Here is a 15605-nt window from a genome sequence, read left to right on the forward strand (position 1 = left end):
CGATGCCGGTGGTGACGCCGCAGCCGATGTAGCAGATCTTGTCGAACGGCGCGTCCGGGTTGACCTTGGCAACGGCGATCTCCGGCAGCACCGTGTAGTTGGCGAAGGTCGAGCAGCCCATGTAGTGATGGATCTTGTCCTTGCCGATCGAGAAGCGCGAGGTGCCGTCGGGCATCAGGCCCTGGCCCTGGGTCGAGCGGATCGCGGTGCAGAGATTGGTCTTGCGCGACAGGCACGACGGGCAGGAGCGGCACTCGGGCGTGTAGAGCGGAATGACGTGATCGCCCTTCTTCACCGAGGTGACGCCCGGGCCGACGTCGACGACGATGCCGGCGCCCTCATGGCCGAGGATGGCCGGGAACAGGCCTTCCGGATCGGCACCCGACAGCGTGAAGTCGTCCGTGTGGCAGATGCCGGTGGCCTTGACCTCGATCAGCACTTCGCCGGCCTTTGGGCCTTCGAGTTGAACCGTCATGACCTCGAGCGGCTTGCCTGCCTGAACGGCAACGGCGGCACGTACATCCATCTAATTTCTCCCTAATTTCCTTCGTAGGTGGTTCGTCATCTGGCGTTGTTACGCAGCTTTTGCCGGCCCGGCCGGAAACACCCCGGACATAACAATGAAGCCGTTGATGCGTTTGATGCGGTCGCACCAGCGGCGAATTGCCGGATAATCCTGCCTGGAAATCCCGCCCTCCTCCGAAAGCATGATGTAGGGGAAGCAAGCAATATCGGCGATCGTCGGCTGCTTTGCCGAGCAGATCCATTGGCGTTCTTGCCGCTCGCCGAACCAGAGATGTTCATCAAGGATCCGGAACAGCCTGTGAGCGCCGGCGCGCGCCGTATCAATGTCGAAGTCGTAAAACAGCGCGTCGTGCAGACGGGCGGCCGACGCTGTGCTCGTAATGCCGTCGGCAAAGGCAAGCCACTGGCTGATCTCGCCCAAGAGCTCAGGATTATCGCGGGGATACCACGTTCCTGCTGCGTCGTACTTCGCCGCGAGATAGACGAGGATCGCTTGCGCATCACGCAACACAAGCCCGTCATCATCGATTACCGGCAATTGCCCGAGCGGATTGAGCTTCAAGAACCATTCCGACTTGTGTTCCCGGCCGGGATAGAAGTCGACGGAGACGGTCTTGTAGTCCACTCCCAGTATGCTCATAAGCAGCCGAAGCTTGTAGCAATTGCCCGACAGTTCGTAGTCGTAGAGCTTGATCATTTTCGGTATCCTTAGGCGTCGATCACTAGACGAGCTGATTTGCTGCGAGAGACACAGGTCATGATCTTTGTCCCCGAGGCACGCTCTGATGGGCTGAGATAGACATCCTGATGATCCGGCTCGCCTTCGATGACGGTTGCAAGACAGGTGCCGCAGGCCCCCTGTTCGCAAGATGAGGGAAGGTCCACGCCGGCATCGCGCATGGCTTCGAGAATGGATTGTCCCGCGCCCACCTTGATCGTCAGACAAGAACGCGCCAAGGCGACCTCGAAACTCGAGCTATCGTCAATGACGTTCGTGTTCTTGAAGTACTCGAAATGCACTGCTGCCTCGGGCCAACCTGCTTCGGCTGCCAGCGAGCGCGTCGACTCGAGCATCGGATTGGGTCCGCAGATATAGAGCTGTGTGTCCGGAAGATAAGGTGATAAAAGCCGGCGCAACTCGTTGACGGTGTCGCTGGGCGACAGCCCCAGATGGGGCATGACGGCATTGCCGAGTGCTTGCCTGCATTCGGAGAATGCGAGTTGCTGCTCGTTCTGCGCAAAGTAGTGTAGTTCGTAGGCGAGGCTCTGGTTGTTCAACGTCTGTGCCATCGCCAGCAAAGGCGTGACCCCAATCCCGCCGGCAACGAAGATAGTCTTCAGTGCGTCGCGTCGAAGAGGAAAATTGTTCCTTGGCTCGGAGATAGCCAGTACGTCTCCTTCGCGCACGCTGTCATGAAGGCACTGGGACCCGCCCCTTGATGCAGGATCGAGCTTCACCCCGATGGTGAATCGGTCCGTTTCACCGGGTCCATTGGTAAGCGAATACTGGCGGACAAGCCCGTTCGGAAGATGTACGTCGATATGGGCACCTGGCTGGAAGGTCGGAAGCAGACCTCTGATGGGCCGGAGTTCGAAGGCCATGATACCATCGGCAGTCTGCCACTTGCGCGCAACTTGCACCCGGATCGCGGCTTTGCGGCCACGACTGTCGAGTTCAGGCAAACTGGCGAGCTCTTCCGAGACCCGCTCGAAAATTGGTTCGATCGGTACGGGCACAGGCAGGGCCGCCGCCTCGCGCTCCAAGTCTTCGCGCAATTTGGAGAGCGCTTCATTGTGGTAGCGAAGCACCGCTGTCAGTTGAGCATCGTTCGGCCTGCCGCTGAGGACACCTCGGATTACCGAGCGACCTGAATCGACCGGCTGGACGAAAAAAACGCCAAGCGTTTCAGCCCTGCCTTGGCAGCTTCTCAGAGCGACGGCCGCTTCAGTCGCTGCCACCAGTTCAATGTTGGTGCCCGTTCCAGCAATCTCGCTGTTCGGCTGGAAGCGATAGGATTGCAACCTTTGAGCAACCAGTTCTGCCGACGCGTTGACCGGTATGGCGCGCAATACCAGGAGGTCATCTTCGCCAATTCCTTCCACCACGGGGAGATCGCCGCGCGGGTCCTCTGAGGACCACACCAAACCGTAGCGCTCGACAGCTTGAAACGACCGGTTTGTAATGGTGCGCGCGGGCGCGTCTGCGGGGTGGGCCGGAATGTAGGTGCATCCGGCTGTGCGGTTCGAGTAACGCCACCCGTGATACTGGCATTTCAATTCCCGGCCGTCGTTGATGCCTATCGATAGCCGGACACCACGATGCAGACAGCGATTTTCCCAGACGTTGACGTATCCATCGTCTGCGCGCCAGACAGCGAACTCTCGGCCAAGAAGTTGGCCATGGAACACATGCCGCAGCGGCAGATCGTCCGTTGCCGCGATCGGATGCCACCTAGTCCTCACATCTTCAAGCATCTTGGTCTCCAATTCATCATCAGTGTTTTGTTTTGGCGCAGTTCAATATGAAGCCGGGATGACCCCGTATCTGACGTCCTTCTGGCTCAGCCAGCGGCGATAGGCGATGGCGGACTTATCTGCCCGGATCGGCGTCTCGGCCCTGGGGTCGAGCGGCAGACGTTTGGGAAACTGGTTCTCCAGGATCGGCTTGTCCTGGCCGAAGATTGTCTGCTGAAACCGCTTGATCACCTTGTCTTCATTGTCCTCGTCGAGGATGCAAAGCATCATGTGCGCGCGGACACTCTCCTGGCTGAGAGGCTGCATGAAAACCGCGATGACATCGTAGCGGGCATCGTCGACCGGGCTCGATTTGTAGAGAACCGAGCAATAGGGGTGGGGCACACGGAAGATATACTCGACCTCGGCGCCAGTCTCCGACGCACTCGATGCCAAAGGCTGAAAGAAGCGGCAGCGTGTTGCCAGGATCTCGTCCCGCTCCACCGATATGTCGACGTCGTATTCCTTGACCTCGGTGTGCGGTTCAACGCCCAGGATATCCGTGTGGACATAGGGAAAATGGCCCATATCGAGGAAATTCTCGATCGCGCGCGGCGCTGAGACATTGACGCCGAAGGTCGCTGCATTCAGTCGGCGCCGATCGGTTTCCTCATATTCAGGAATGGGAAAAAGCTCATCGGGTGGAGAGCCTAGGGAAGCCCAGAGATAGCCGAAGGCCACCTTCGCCGGCAGCGATTTGCTCACGGACGCCACATCGATTTTGTCGCCAGCGACAAAATCGGGGCAGGACCGCCAAACCGCAACCTCCCTGCCAAGGCCGACTGCGAGGCTGAGCCGTTCCTCCAGTAGAACGGTATCGACAACCGTATCGACCGGGAGCTCAACCAACGCCCCGAGCGGGTGCCATAGGTTCAGGACGACGGGGTCCAAACATCTTGTCTTTGCCATAAGAGATTCCTCCATATTCATCTGAGCCGTCGTCAATCAGACAGGGTACGCAATCGCGCCATACGTGACCGAGCGATCACGAAGCCAACGTCGATAATGGACGGAGACGGCATCGGCCCTGATCGGGGTTTCCGCACGCGGATCGAGCGGCAGGCGTCGCGGGCGCTGGTTTTCGAGGATCGGCTTGTCATGCGCAAATATCAGCTGCATGAAACTGCGCGCCGCCGCTGCCTCCAGGCCCTGCTTGAGGTAGCAGAGGTAGGAGTAAACGATGCAGTTCTCCTCATCGACCGGCTGGATGAACAGCACGATCAGATCCTTTCGGTCGGGATCAAGAGGATTGCTCTTGTAGAGTGCGACCGTATAGGGCCGGAAGACCTTGCAGATATAGTCGACCAGCATCGCCGCCCGTGCCGTTGGGGAGGCAAACGGCTGGAGAAACTTGCAATCGGTCGCCAGCACCTCATCTGCTGCCGTGATCGTCACATTGTAGGGCAACGGCTCATCGCCCAGCCAGCCCGTGTGCACGAAGGGAAAGTGCCCCATATCGAGAAAGTTCTCGACGGCTCGCAGACCCGACACTCTGACTGCGATGGAGCCGCCGCTCAACAAGTGGCGATCGGCCTCGTTCGTTTCGGGCAGGTATATGATGTCTCGTTCCGGCCGTCCGAGGCACGCCCAGATAAAACCGTATCGTGAATCTGAACAGACTTCTTCACCTGTATCCAACTCGACCACTCGCAGGTTGTAGCGACCATCGAGTGTGACCTGGAGGTCATGCCCCATCAGACGTGTGGTGAAAGCCGAATTCGACATCAGCGCAGACCGCTCGGCGACAACGTGCCAGTCGTTGAGAAGCGAACGATCGACGCAGCGAAACTCTCCCATTGGCCCGCCTCCGGCGCGGTCGTGCATTGCTGCGGCGATGCCGTAACGATGCTGGTTAACTACCCGCAGAGTTTCATTTTCATGGCCAGGACGGAATGTCCCCCGTTGCCCCGCGCATACCCTCAATTAAGCTTTGTTCAAAACTCAATTTCGGAGACCACCCTATAAGAATCGCTACTTCAAACCGGGCAGTCAAGCCGGTCAAAGGTTTGCCACTTGCCACCCGGAACCGCCTAATGGTCGAATTAAAATTCTTTTTTATCCGTACCTTAGGTGAAGATTATTGCCTTCTGCGCAGACTGTCTCTCGCGTTCCCCCTAGGCACGACGACGCATTGAGCCCAGCCGTGAAAGCTCACGCGGCTGGGCGCTGAAGTGCAAAAGCGGATGTCGTCAGTTCATCTGTCCTTCATTCCCGGCGATAGGGAATTCCAAGCGCGACCGGCTGATGTGTTCGCGATCTCAGCCCAGCCAGAAGCACGAGTGAGGCCACATATGGCAATACCAGGAAGACGTGGTGCGGAATTGAAACCCCAACGACCTGCGCATGAATTCCGATGGCTTCGAGCAACGCGAAAATGAAGATCGCTCCAACCACACGGAAAGGCATCCAGTTGCCGGCAATGATGGCAACAACGACGAGCCAACCGCGACCGGCGATAAGATCTGGCACAAATCGGTCGGAATACCCCAGCATCAGGAACGCGCCCCCGAAGCCGGACATCACGCTTCCGAACATGATCGCCAGGCATTGGCGGCCACCGACGCTTAGACCCTTGACGTCGAGCGCTTTCGGATTTTCCCCGACGCAGCGAACTTCAAGCCCGTATCGGGTGCGGTAAAGAAAGAACCAGACCGCGAGCGGAAGAAGAAAGCTGACATAGGTTAGAACACGCTGGGAAAACAGCACCGTTCCAAGGACGGGAATATCCGATAAGTACGGAATCTCGGCAGCTTCGAAGCCGGCGAACTTGGGAGGGTCGCGCCCGATGATATAGGTCTGGAACCAGAAGAGGGTCAGCCCAGAGGCAAGCAGGTTCAGGGCCAGACCGGCGATGAACTGCTCTGATTTGAGCACGATGGTGACAAAGGACAGGATCAGGCTCAAGAGCGCGCATGCCAGGACCGCCACAAGCAGGGCTAGCCACGGCGAACCTGTCGACGAGGCAATCACGTAGGCGACGACTGCGCCGAGCAACATCGTTCCCTCGACGGAGATGTTCCAGATACCGGCCCGTTGAGTGACGAGTTCGCCCATTGCCGAGAACAAGAGCGGCGTGGCAATCCGAACCATCGCGGCGAGAATGCTGATGAACAGCGGTCCCTGAAAAAGCTCAAGCATGCGCTTCACTCCTGACGGTGATATGGACCCTGGTAGCCACGGCTGCGCACAGGAAGAAGAGCAGGACGAGCCCTTCCATGGCCGAGACGAGCCCGGCGGGAGTTCCGCTCTGCAATCGCATGTAAATCGCGCCGCTTTTAAGCGCGCCGAAGAAGAGTGCTGCAAGCATGGCACCGCTCGGTCGCAGCCCTCCCACCATCGCAACGACGATGCCGGAACTGCCAATACCGAGCAGTGTTTCAGCGCGCAGGCGATGGGAGGTTCCAAATAGCTCGCCTGCGCCAGCGAGCCCCGCCAGCGCGCCGGACACAAGCATCACCACCAGCAAAAGGCGGCTGATATCGGTTCCGCGGAACCTCAAAGCAGTCGGATTGGAGCCGAAAGCGCGGATCTCGTAGCCAAGCGGCGTTCGCTCCAACAATAAAGCGGACAGCACCGTGGCACCGAGTGCGAGAATGAAGCCGAAGTGCAGCTTGGTCGCGCCCTGGCCAAACAGCGTCGGCCACTCCAGCATCGCATTGACCGGCGGCGACTGATGATAGGCGACGGTCGCCCCCGATTCCATCCAGGGCCCGCCATCAAGCAGATAGGCAAGCAGAAAGATCACGATATAGTTCAGCATCACCGTCGAGATGATTTCGCTGGTGCCAAAACGGGTCTTGAGAACGCCGGCCAGGAGACCCAAGACGCCGCCACCTGCCAGGCCGGCAAGGACCAGAACGGCAACCGCGATCAGATACGGCAGCGGTCCAATCCATAGGCTGGCCCAGTAGGCACACATTGCGCCGGCCAGAACCTGCCCTTCCTGCCCGATATTCCAGATCTTCGCCCTGAAAGCGATGACGGTTCCAAGGCCGACAAGCAACAGCGGCGTCGCTTTGGCAAGCGATCCGAGCAGCGCCTTCTGGCTGCCGAAAGCTCCCACAATGAGCGAGGAGAATGCCTTCGCCACATCGCCTCCCGACAAATGGAGCAAGGCGGCCGCGGAAATAAGAGCGCATACCATTGCCGCTGCATAGCAGGCGAAATTCCAGCTCAGGCTATTGCCTGAGCGCCTTTGAACTGAAATCATTGACCTGTCCACCAAGTTTGCTGGCGTTACCCGCCATCATCATTCCAAGCTCGAGGAGTGTCGTTTCCCCGGGCTGCACAATCCCCATGATCTTGCCCTTGAAGATCACGGCGATGCGATCACAGAGACGCAAAAGGTCGTCGAGTTCCTCGGAAGCCAGAAGGACGGCGAAGCCCTCGGCACGCTTTTCGAGGATCTTTTCGTAAACGAATTCGGATGCGGCCACATCGAGCCCGCGCGTGGGCTGATTGGCAAGCAGCAGGCCCCTGGCGTGGAGAAATTCGCGTGCAAGAATGACACGCTGGGCATTGCCGCCGGACAGGCGCTCGACGGGCAGGTCCGCGGAGGCAGCCACGATCCTGAACTCATCGATCTTGTGCGCGGCCAAAGCGTTGATCTTGCCACGATCGAGGAATGGTCCGCGTCTGTATTCCGGCTTACGCTGCCACCCCAGTACCAGGTTCTCGGCAATTCCGAACTCCGGGATCAATCCTTCGCGGAAACGATCGTCAGGCACGAGCCCTACACCTCTGTCGAGCATTTCGCGCGACGTCGGTGCAACTATCGCCTCGCCGTTGAGGTGAAAGCCGCCCGAACTCAGCGTCCTCACGCCCATCAGGACTTCGAACAGTTCTTTCTGGCCGTTGCCCGCAACACCCGCCAGGCCAAGAATTTCGTTCTCCGCGATGGTGAAGTTGACATCGCGAAGCACTTCTTCCCCCCACTCGCCAATGGCAACGGCGCGGTCGACGACGAGAACTTCGCGCCCCGGAGTGACCGATCTGTCACCGACGCGCTTCGTCACCTTGTGCCCGACCATCAGTGCCGTGATGGCTTCTGCCGTCGTGGTAGATGTCTCGACTGTGGCAACGACCTTGCCTTTGCGAAGGATCGTCACGCGATCGGACTGCATCACTTCCCGTAGCTTGTGGCTGATCAGGATGATCGACAGTCCCTGGCGCCGCATGCCATCAAGTATGACGAACAGCTGGTCGGACTGTTGCGGGGTCAGGACGGCTGTCGGCTCGTCGAGGATCAACAGTTCCGCGCCAAAGTACAGCGCCTTGAGGATTTCGACCCATTGCTGCTCACCAACCGAAAGCTGCCAGATCTCGCGATCGAGATCGAGCTCTATGCCGCATCGCAGACAGAGCTCCTCGACCTTTCGTCGCGCGGCTGACTTCGACAACAATATCCCGAGATCGGGGCTGCCTACGATGATGTTCTCAAGGACGGTGAAGTTTTCAACAAGCACGAAGTGCTGGTGCACCATGCCGATCCCCAAGCGGAGCGCGTCTGCCGGTGAATTAAGCTCGGCAACCTGCCCCTTGAAGCGAATGACGCCACTGTCTGCGCGATAGTATCCGTAAAGACAGGCAGACAGTGTCGATTTGCCGGCGCCATTCTCACCGAAGAGACAATGAATTTCGCCCTTGCGAACGTCGAGATCGACGTTGTCGTTTGCGGTAACGGCTCCGAACCGCTTGGTCAGGTTCTGTACGCTGAGAAGATTTTCCATCGAGTGAAACCAGTCCTGTTCTAGCGTCTGCGCTACTTCACCTCCGCGGTATTGAGGGGCACGACAAACTCGCCGGAAATGATCTTCTGTCTCGTCGCGGCGAGCTCCTCTTTGACGGCAACCGGCAACTTTGCATCAAAGTCGTGATAGGGCGCGATATCGACGCCGCCCTGGCTCATAGAGAACCATTTTGGCTCGGTGTTTCCATTGTACTGTCCACCAGCCTTGTGCTTGAGCCACTCCGAGATGATCCATTTGATATCCGGCTGCCAATCGATGATCGCACTCGATGCTATTGCGTCTGGCGCCAGCTTGCTTTGGTCGTTGATGTTGGCAAAGCACATGATCCGGTGTTCCTGGCAGGGCTTGAAGTTGTCCGTCAGCATGAACACGACATCCGCACCCGATGCGATCTGCACATTGGCATGCTCGGCTGCCAGCGCATTGTCGGACCAGGAACCGATAAAGGAGACGCGGTGCTTCACGTCCGGTCTGACCGATTTCGCGCCATCGAGAAACGCATTGATCTGGTCGTTGACGTCGTCTGCCGCAAACGTCCCGACCAGGCCGATGACGCCAGATTTCGTTGTGCGGCCGGCCAGCATGCCGAGCAGATAGGACGGTTCGTGTAGTCGCTTGTAGAGCCAGTATTGATTGGCCCCGAGAGGCAGGTTGCCCGATCCGGTTACCACAAACATGATGTCAGGGAATTCGGCGCTAAGTTTCTTTACCTGGTCCGAATATCGGCCGTGGGCCCAGATAATGTCGTACTCGCCGCCTTCGGCGTAGAAGCGCATGGCATTTTCCGCATCGTCGTTCCACAGCGGGTCCGTGTACTCCCACGATATGTCGAGCCCGTCTGGCCTCGCCTGCTTCACCTGTTCCAACGAATCCAGCAAGGTCCGCGTCCAGCCGATATCGGTGCGGCTCTCGAGAATAAGAGCGATCTTCAGTGAGGTTGGCCCTGCTGCAAAGGTTCGATCGACCGCCGAAAGCAGAAATGCCCCCATCGAACCCAGGATCGCGGTGCGGCGTGTGATGCTGATAGGCATATGATACTCCTCCTGTTTCAACTTAGGACCTGGTTCGGTCGCTCGCAGGCGATGCGCGGTATCGTCGCATCGACGCGAGAGCATCCGGGCCAACGGCTTCCCCTTTGGTTTTTTGTCGCCGTTGACGTTGGATCTTTCAAATTGCTGTAACAGGCTTTCATGAACTAGCCTGGGCAACAATGACTGCTATTTCGGCCTCGCATATCTCCAGTTAAGCTTGCGCGGTTTGTCGCAGGCACCAGTCATTAGCCGCTGCCTGTGACGACACCGTAGCGAAGGCCCCTTTCACGAAGCCATCGACGATAGGCTGCAGAGGCGGCGTCGGCGCGGATCGGAACCTCCGAGCGCGAGTCCAGTGGCAAGCGCTTGGGCACCTGATTTTCAAGAATGGGCTTGTCTTGCCCGAGAATGGTCTGGTGAAAGCTGCGCATCGCGGCCAGATCCGTGACTTCGTCAAGCAGACAGATAACGATATGCACGAGCACCTGGTCCTCGCCGACGGGCTGGCCGAAGAGCGCGATAACATCGCGCCGGTTCGGACGCGTCGATCCCGTCTTGTAAAGAACGGCACAAAACGGATGGGGTATTCTGTAGACGTATTCGGTATCTGCGCCCGTCTCCGAACCGGCATTGGCCTGCGGTTGGTAGAACTCACAATCGGTGACCAGAATTTCGGGTGGGTCGGAATAGACGTCGACCTTGTAAGGCTTGACCTCCGTATGGGGTTCCTCCCCCAGGATTCCTGTGTGAACGAACGGGAAATGCCCCATGTCCAGGAAGTTCTCGACCGCGCGCGGCGCCGAGACACCGACGCGTGTGACGCCCTGAACGATGCGGCTGCGATCCGGCTCGTCGAACTCTGGTATTTCGAACAGATCGCGCGGCGGGTCGCCCAAGGTGGCCCAGAGGTAACCGAACCGCTGAATGGTTGGCAGCTCCGTACCGGACGTCTGAGCGCCGCTCGGCTCGGCAGCGGCTTGCGGCTCACGCCATGCACCCAACCGATCGCCATGCCGGCCGATCAGTATCCTCTGACCGAGAAGGACAGTTGAAAACATGCCGGTGGACGGAAGTTCCTCGAGTGAGGCGACGACATGCCATTCGTCGCGTGCAATCGGGTCGATGTGACTGAGGTTTTCCATATCGCAATCCCATGGGTGTTTGCTGCTAGCGAACCGCGCACCCGCCCCTTGAGATGGAGGTGCTCTGGAAAATTGATGCATGAGGTTAAGGAAGACGACCATGCCTGCGCTTGGCGATTTAATACCGCTAGTTCGCCTGTCGTCGGATCGCTGGGGGATGTCGGGCACTGAACGCGCTGGAGGCTCAGCCGTTCAGCATTTTCTCGCGGAGCTCGGTCGGGGAGCAGTCGAAGGCCAGCTTGATCTGGCGCGAAAAATGATAGGGATTCTTGTAGCCGACCTGGTAGGCAATCTCGCTCACGGACAAGCCGCTGCGTTGCAAGAGGTGCGCGCCATAGTCCAGCCGACAGCGCCAGAGATACCGAGCCGGCGTCATGCCCAGGTGCTTCTTGAAGGCGGACACAAGATACTGTGGGCTTACACGAACCTGTTGCGCGACGCGCTCGATGGAAACGTCTGCGGCGAAGTTTTCATCAAGAAAGCGGCGCGCCTGCAGGATCGTCTGCGGGATAGGCCTTTCCTCCGCAACAACTTCCGCCTCGTAAATATAGGCGTTGAGGAGAGTGTTCGTCAGAGCTTCGCGCAAGCCACCACGACCATCGCGGTCCCCGATCCCGAGATCGACACCCAGTTGCATTAATGTCTGGACCTGCGTCGAGGCGTTAATGAAGGGCGCATATTTGTGGCGCTCCTTGTAGAGCCAAGCAGCATTTTGTGGTCGGCCATCGCACCAGCTGATGTGAGTTAGCGTCTCGGGAGCGATGGTCGTCAAATAGCGGTCCCTTGTCAGGGATAGCGCACACTGGCCCGCCTCCAGCTGCAGCACTGTTTCATCGGCCTCGATCTTGAGCGATCCGAGATGCACGATGATGAAGGCAAGGTAATCCCCCCGGATGGGGCCATACTGCCCTCCGCTTTCGTAGGAGATCTCTCCGAACGTGTTTTCCCGACTGAGATCTATGGGCGGCAGTCGCATCGAAGCCTTTCAAAGCACCTGACGGCAGTGTTCGCCAAGCGTTGGGTTAGCGAACACTTCTGATACTCGTGGTTATCGCGTGCGTGATCAAGCATCGAACACCGTGAGCATCCGATTCCCGATCGGAGCCACGCTCTGTTTTAATGCCCCGCCGAGTAGATCGGGAAGGCCGCGCAAAGATCGTGGACCGACATTCTCGCGCGTCGCTCCTGTTCGGAACTTTGCTCGGTGCCAAGGGCGTCGAGGACGTCCGCGATCAACGCGCCAACTTCGTTGAACTCCGCTTCGCGGAAACCGCGGCTGGTGGCCGCTGGCGTGCCGAGCCGGATGCCGGAAGTTACAGCCGGGGGCGCTGGATCGAAGGGAATGCCGTTCTTGTTGCAGGTCAGCCCGGCACGCCCCAAGGCTTCTTCCGCATCCTTGCCGGAAACCCCTTTGCTGCGCAGGTCAACCAGGATCAAATGCGTATCGGTCCCCCCCGAAACGATATCGTATCCTCGTTCGGTCAGCGCTGAGGCGAGGGCCCGGGCATTGACCACCATCTGGCGAGCGTATTGCCTGAAGTTGTCTTCAAGCGCTTCGCCCAACGCCACCGCTTTTGCCGCTATGACATGCATCAGCGGACCACCCTGCAATCCCGGAAACACCGCAGAGTTCACCTTTTTCGCTAAGTCCTGATTGTTGGTCAGGATCATACCGCCGCGAGGGCCGCGTAGCGTCTTGTGCGTTGTCGTGGTGACGACGTCGGCGATTTCAACCGGGTTAGGATGCACCCCTCCAGCGACCAGACCGGCAAAATGCGCCATATCGACCATCATGGCCGCCCCGACAGAATCTGCGATCGCCCGAATTCGCTTGAAGTCGATCAGACGCGGATAGGCCGACCCGCCGGTAATGATCAGCTTCGGCCGCGTCGCTATGGCCTTTTCTTCGAGCTCCTCATAATCAATGAGGCAATCGCTCTTCCGAACGCCATATTGGACGGCGTTGAACCACTTCCCTGACATGGTCGGCCGAGCCCCATGGGTAAGATGGCCCCCGGCGGCAAGCGACAGGCCCATGAAGGTGTCGCCCGGCTTTAACAGGGCGAGCATGACGGCGCCGTTGGCCTGCGCACCGGAGTGCGGCTGCACGTTGACGAACGATGCGTCAAACAGCATTCCAGCGCGTTCTATCGCAGCGGCTTCGACGAGATCGACATACTGGCATCCACCATAATAGCGGTGCCCCGGATAGCCCTCGGCATATTTGTTGGTCATGACGGAGCCTTGCGCGGCAAGAACCGCTGGCGACACGATGTTCTCCGACGCGATCAGTTCGATCTCGGATCGTTGCCGCCCCATTTCGCGCGCGATCGCTCCGGCAATGACCGAATCATGCTTGAGCTGTCTTTCGAATAAACCAGGCATCGATTTTTCTCCTGTCGGACGAGCACGACGACCGCATCGTCTGCCCGCCGATTGAACTGCAACGGGATGTGAAGGATCAGCAGACCGCATCAGGCGGCGAACGGCCGCTGAAAAACGCCTTCAGATTCTCGATGACGCGCATGCCCATGGCGACGCGGGTCTCCTTCGTCGCACTCCCCAGATGCGGCAACAAAACCACGTCCTGCCGCTCGGCCAGACGACCGGGAACACGCGGCTCGCTTTCGAAGACGTCCAGGCCTGCGCCCGCTATCCTCCGGGTTTCCAGCGCGCGGACCAGAGCATGTTCGTCCACGACGTCACCCCTGGCTGTATTGATAAGGAACGCTGACCATTTCATGCAGGCGAGCCGATCGTCGTCGATGAGGTGATAGTTTTCGCCTCCACCGGGGCAATGAAGCGAAACAAAGTCGGCGACCGCAAGCACGTCGTCAACGCTCGGCAATTGGCGCGCGGGCACGTCAAGACCGGTAATCGGATGGCTGTCAAAGAAGACGACGTCCATACCGAAGCCAAAGTGGCACCGCCGTGCCATAGCCTGCCCGATCCGCCCCATTCCAATGATGCCGACGGTCTTTCCGGTGACGTGGGATCCGCAAAGATGCGTGGGACGCCAACCTGTCCATTTGCCGGCCCGCAGTTCCCTCTCCCCTTCCCCTGCGCGTCTCGCGCACATCAAAAGGAGGGTCATCGCCAGATCGGCGGTCGCATCCGTCAGCACGCCTGGCGTGTTTGTGACAACGAGTCCGGCCCTTGTTGCCGCCGCTACATCGATATGATTGAAGCCAACGCCGAAGTTACCGAGAATCTTTGCTCGAATACCCCCCTCGAGAATGTCGGCGCTGATCTTATCGGTTACGGTTGGCAGGACCGCATCGGCTTCTTCAAGCGCGGCTCGCAATTCACGCCGATCCAAAGGCTGATCGGTTTCGTTCAGCCGCGCATCGAATTCTGCAGTCAACCGGTCTTCAACTTCCGTCGGCCAGCGCCGAGTTACGATGACCTTCGGTTTCACAATCCTGTCCCTCCTCATGCCGCACGTTCCTGAAGGTTGCGAGCGGCAAGTCCGATCTGCGAGCGATACCATTCCTGCGCCGCCGCAACGCCGGACCCGGCTTCGATCTTTGCTCCAGCATCACGCAGAGACATCTCGGCCGCCGCAAGCGCTGACAGACACATCACCTCGTTCAGGTCGCCGAGGTGGCCGATCCTGAAAACCCGGCCCGCCACCTTGCTGAGCCCGGCACCGAATGAGGTGCGGTACTTGGAATAGCCGTTCGCGATAACCTGCCTGGCGTCGATGTCCTCAGGGACCACGATGGCGGAGACCGTGTCGGACCACCACTTCTTCTCTGTGGCACAGAGGGTCAAACCCCAGGCATGAACACCGCGGCGAACGCCTTCCGCAAGGCGGTGATGCCGAGCAATGACTGCGTCCAATCCTTCCGCGAAAATCAGATCCAGCGATGCTCTCAGGCCAAGAAGTAGCTGTGTCGGCGGCGTATAGGGGAAGTAGCCGGTGGCTGACGGCGCTTTCATATCCTCGAAGCTGAAATAGCAGCGTTCGATCGTCGAACTCGCGTGCGCCTCAAGCGCCTTTGGGCTGACGGCGAGGATACCGAGGCCTGCCGGCAGCATCAGGCCCTTCTGCGAGCCGGTAACGGCGAGATCGACACCCCAGTCGTCCATCCGGAATTCGATGGATGCTATCGAGCTGACCCCATCAACGAACAGCAGAGCTTTGTGGCCGGTATCGTCGAGGGCGGCCCGCACGGCGGCCACGTCCGAAGTCACGCCCGTCGCCGTCTCGTTGTGCGTGACAAATACCGCCTTGATCCGACGGTTCTTGTCGGCGTCCAAGCGCCGACGGTACTCTTCGACGGGAACACCCTCGCCCCATTCGACGTCGAGGCATTCAACATCGAGCCCGAGACGGCTAGCCATGTCTGCCCAAAGATGGGAAAACTGGCCGAAACGAGACATCAGCACCCGATCACCACGGTTGAGGGTGTTCGATATCGCCGCCTCCCATGCTCCGGTTCCAGAACCCGGGAACAGGAAAATCGACCCAGTGTCAGTTCGGAAAACCCGCTTGAGATCGGCGAACAGCGGCAGAACCAGGTCGGGAAAGTCCGGCGCCCGCATATCCTGCATGGGCACGTTCATGGCTCGACGTACCACATCCGGGATATTTGTCGGTCCGGGCACGAAGAGATGTGATGTTCCATTTCGCATTGCAT

At 59.0% G+C, this 15605-nt stretch carries 14 protein-coding genes; all 14 read right to left on the minus strand.

Translation table 11 applies throughout. From position 1 onward, the window contains the following. On the minus strand, nt 1-526 hold a 526-nt coding region (locus IB265_RS18355), incomplete at its 3' end, for an alcohol dehydrogenase catalytic domain-containing protein (RefSeq protein WP_192494954.1). Between the two features lie 48 nt (nt 527-574). Then, nucleotides 575-1222, minus strand: a complete 648-nt coding sequence (locus IB265_RS18360) for a glutathione S-transferase family protein (protein ID WP_192494955.1) — start codon at nt 1220-1222, stop codon at nt 575-577. Nucleotides 1223-1233: 11 nt separating this feature from the next. Next, complete coding sequence (locus IB265_RS18365; protein WP_057248272.1) at nt 1234-3000, minus strand: Rieske 2Fe-2S domain-containing protein; 1767 nt, start codon at nt 2998-3000, stop codon at nt 1234-1236. A gap of 42 nt (nt 3001-3042) precedes the next feature. Next, the gene (locus IB265_RS18370) at nt 3043-3948 is read right to left on the minus strand and encodes an aromatic ring-hydroxylating dioxygenase subunit alpha (RefSeq protein ID WP_162770927.1); all 906 of its coding nucleotides are present in this window, start codon (nt 3946-3948) and stop codon (nt 3043-3045) included. A gap of 36 nt (nt 3949-3984) precedes the next feature. Beyond that, nucleotides 3985-4836: an aromatic ring-hydroxylating dioxygenase subunit alpha gene (locus IB265_RS18375; RefSeq protein ID WP_192494956.1), complete on the minus strand. Its 852-nt coding sequence runs from the start codon at nt 4834-4836 to the stop codon at nt 3985-3987. Between the two features lie 408 nt (nt 4837-5244). Further along, nucleotides 5245-6177 carry an ABC transporter permease gene (locus tag IB265_RS18380; protein ID WP_192494957.1) on the minus strand — a complete coding sequence of 311 codons (933 nt, stop codon included), beginning with the start codon at nt 6175-6177 and terminating at the stop codon, nt 5245-5247. After that, nucleotides 6170-7129 (minus strand): ABC transporter permease, encoded by a 960-nt coding sequence (locus IB265_RS18385; RefSeq protein WP_309140380.1) that lies wholly within the window; start codon nt 7127-7129, stop codon nt 6170-6172. Before IB265_RS18385 ends, IB265_RS18380 begins: the two co-directional genes overlap by 8 nt. An 88-nt stretch (nt 7130-7217) precedes the next feature. After that, entirely contained in the window at nt 7218-8768 is a 1551-nt protein-coding gene (locus IB265_RS18390) for an ABC transporter ATP-binding protein (RefSeq protein WP_192494959.1), read from the minus strand. 32 nt (nt 8769-8800) lie between these two features. Further along, nucleotides 8801-9997 (minus strand): BMP family protein, encoded by a 1197-nt coding sequence (locus tag IB265_RS18395; protein ID WP_246805984.1) that lies wholly within the window; start codon nt 9995-9997, stop codon nt 8801-8803. Between the two features lie 68 nt (nt 9998-10065). Beyond that, a complete protein-coding gene (locus tag IB265_RS18400; protein WP_192494960.1) occupies nt 10066-10962 on the minus strand; it encodes an aromatic ring-hydroxylating dioxygenase subunit alpha in 897 nt (298 codons plus the stop codon). Between the two features lie 184 nt (nt 10963-11146). Continuing rightward, nucleotides 11147-11938, minus strand: a complete 792-nt coding sequence (locus IB265_RS18405) for a helix-turn-helix transcriptional regulator (RefSeq protein WP_057248280.1) — start codon at nt 11936-11938, stop codon at nt 11147-11149. Between the two features lie 140 nt (nt 11939-12078). After that, nucleotides 12079-13347 (minus strand): serine hydroxymethyltransferase, encoded by a 1269-nt coding sequence (gene glyA, locus IB265_RS18410; protein ID WP_057248281.1) that lies wholly within the window; start codon nt 13345-13347, stop codon nt 12079-12081. Between the two features lie 76 nt (nt 13348-13423). Next, entirely contained in the window at nt 13424-14398 is a 975-nt protein-coding gene (locus IB265_RS18415; protein WP_057248282.1) for a D-glycerate dehydrogenase, read from the minus strand. After that, the gene (locus IB265_RS18420) at nt 14395-15600 is read right to left on the minus strand and encodes an aminotransferase class V-fold PLP-dependent enzyme (protein WP_192494961.1); all 1206 of its coding nucleotides are present in this window, start codon (nt 15598-15600) and stop codon (nt 14395-14397) included. The genes IB265_RS18415 and IB265_RS18420 overlap by 4 nt, the downstream gene beginning before the upstream one ends. Nucleotides 15601-15605: the final 5 nt, after the last annotated feature.

The organism is Ensifer sp. ENS10, from assembly GCF_014852025.1.
In the GTDB taxonomy this organism is placed as follows: domain Bacteria; phylum Pseudomonadota; class Alphaproteobacteria; order Rhizobiales; family Rhizobiaceae; genus Ensifer.

Bases quoted from the DNA above. Each gene is read 5' to 3' on its own strand.
- IB265_RS18360 (WP_192494955.1), bottom strand. From the start codon at position 1,222: ATGATCAAGCTCTACGACTACGAACTGTCGGGCAATTGCTACAAGCTT.
- IB265_RS18365 (WP_057248272.1), bottom strand. From the start codon at position 3,000: ATGCTTGAAGATGTGAGGACTAGGTGGCATCCGATCGCGGCAACGGAC.
- IB265_RS18370 (WP_162770927.1), bottom strand. From the start codon at position 3,948: ATGGCAAAGACAAGATGTTTGGACCCCGTCGTCCTGAACCTATGGCAC.
- IB265_RS18375 (WP_192494956.1), bottom strand. From the start codon at position 4,836: ATGGGAGAGTTTCGCTGCGTCGATCGTTCGCTTCTCAACGACTGGCAC.
- IB265_RS18380 (WP_192494957.1), bottom strand. From the start codon at position 6,177: ATGCTTGAGCTTTTTCAGGGACCGCTGTTCATCAGCATTCTCGCCGCG.
- IB265_RS18390 (WP_192494959.1), bottom strand. From the start codon at position 8,768: ATGGAAAATCTTCTCAGCGTACAGAACCTGACCAAGCGGTTCGGAGCC.
- IB265_RS18400 (WP_192494960.1), bottom strand. From the start codon at position 10,962: ATGGAAAACCTCAGTCACATCGACCCGATTGCACGCGACGAATGGCAT.
- IB265_RS18405 (WP_057248280.1), bottom strand. From the start codon at position 11,938: ATGCGACTGCCGCCCATAGATCTCAGTCGGGAAAACACGTTCGGAGAG.
- glyA (WP_057248281.1), bottom strand. From the start codon at position 13,347: ATGCCTGGTTTATTCGAAAGACAGCTCAAGCATGATTCGGTCATTGCC.
- IB265_RS18415 (WP_057248282.1), bottom strand. From the start codon at position 14,398: ATGAGGAGGGACAGGATTGTGAAACCGAAGGTCATCGTAACTCGGCGC.
- IB265_RS18420 (WP_192494961.1), bottom strand. From the start codon at position 15,600: ATGCGAAATGGAACATCACATCTCTTCGTGCCCGGACCGACAAATATC.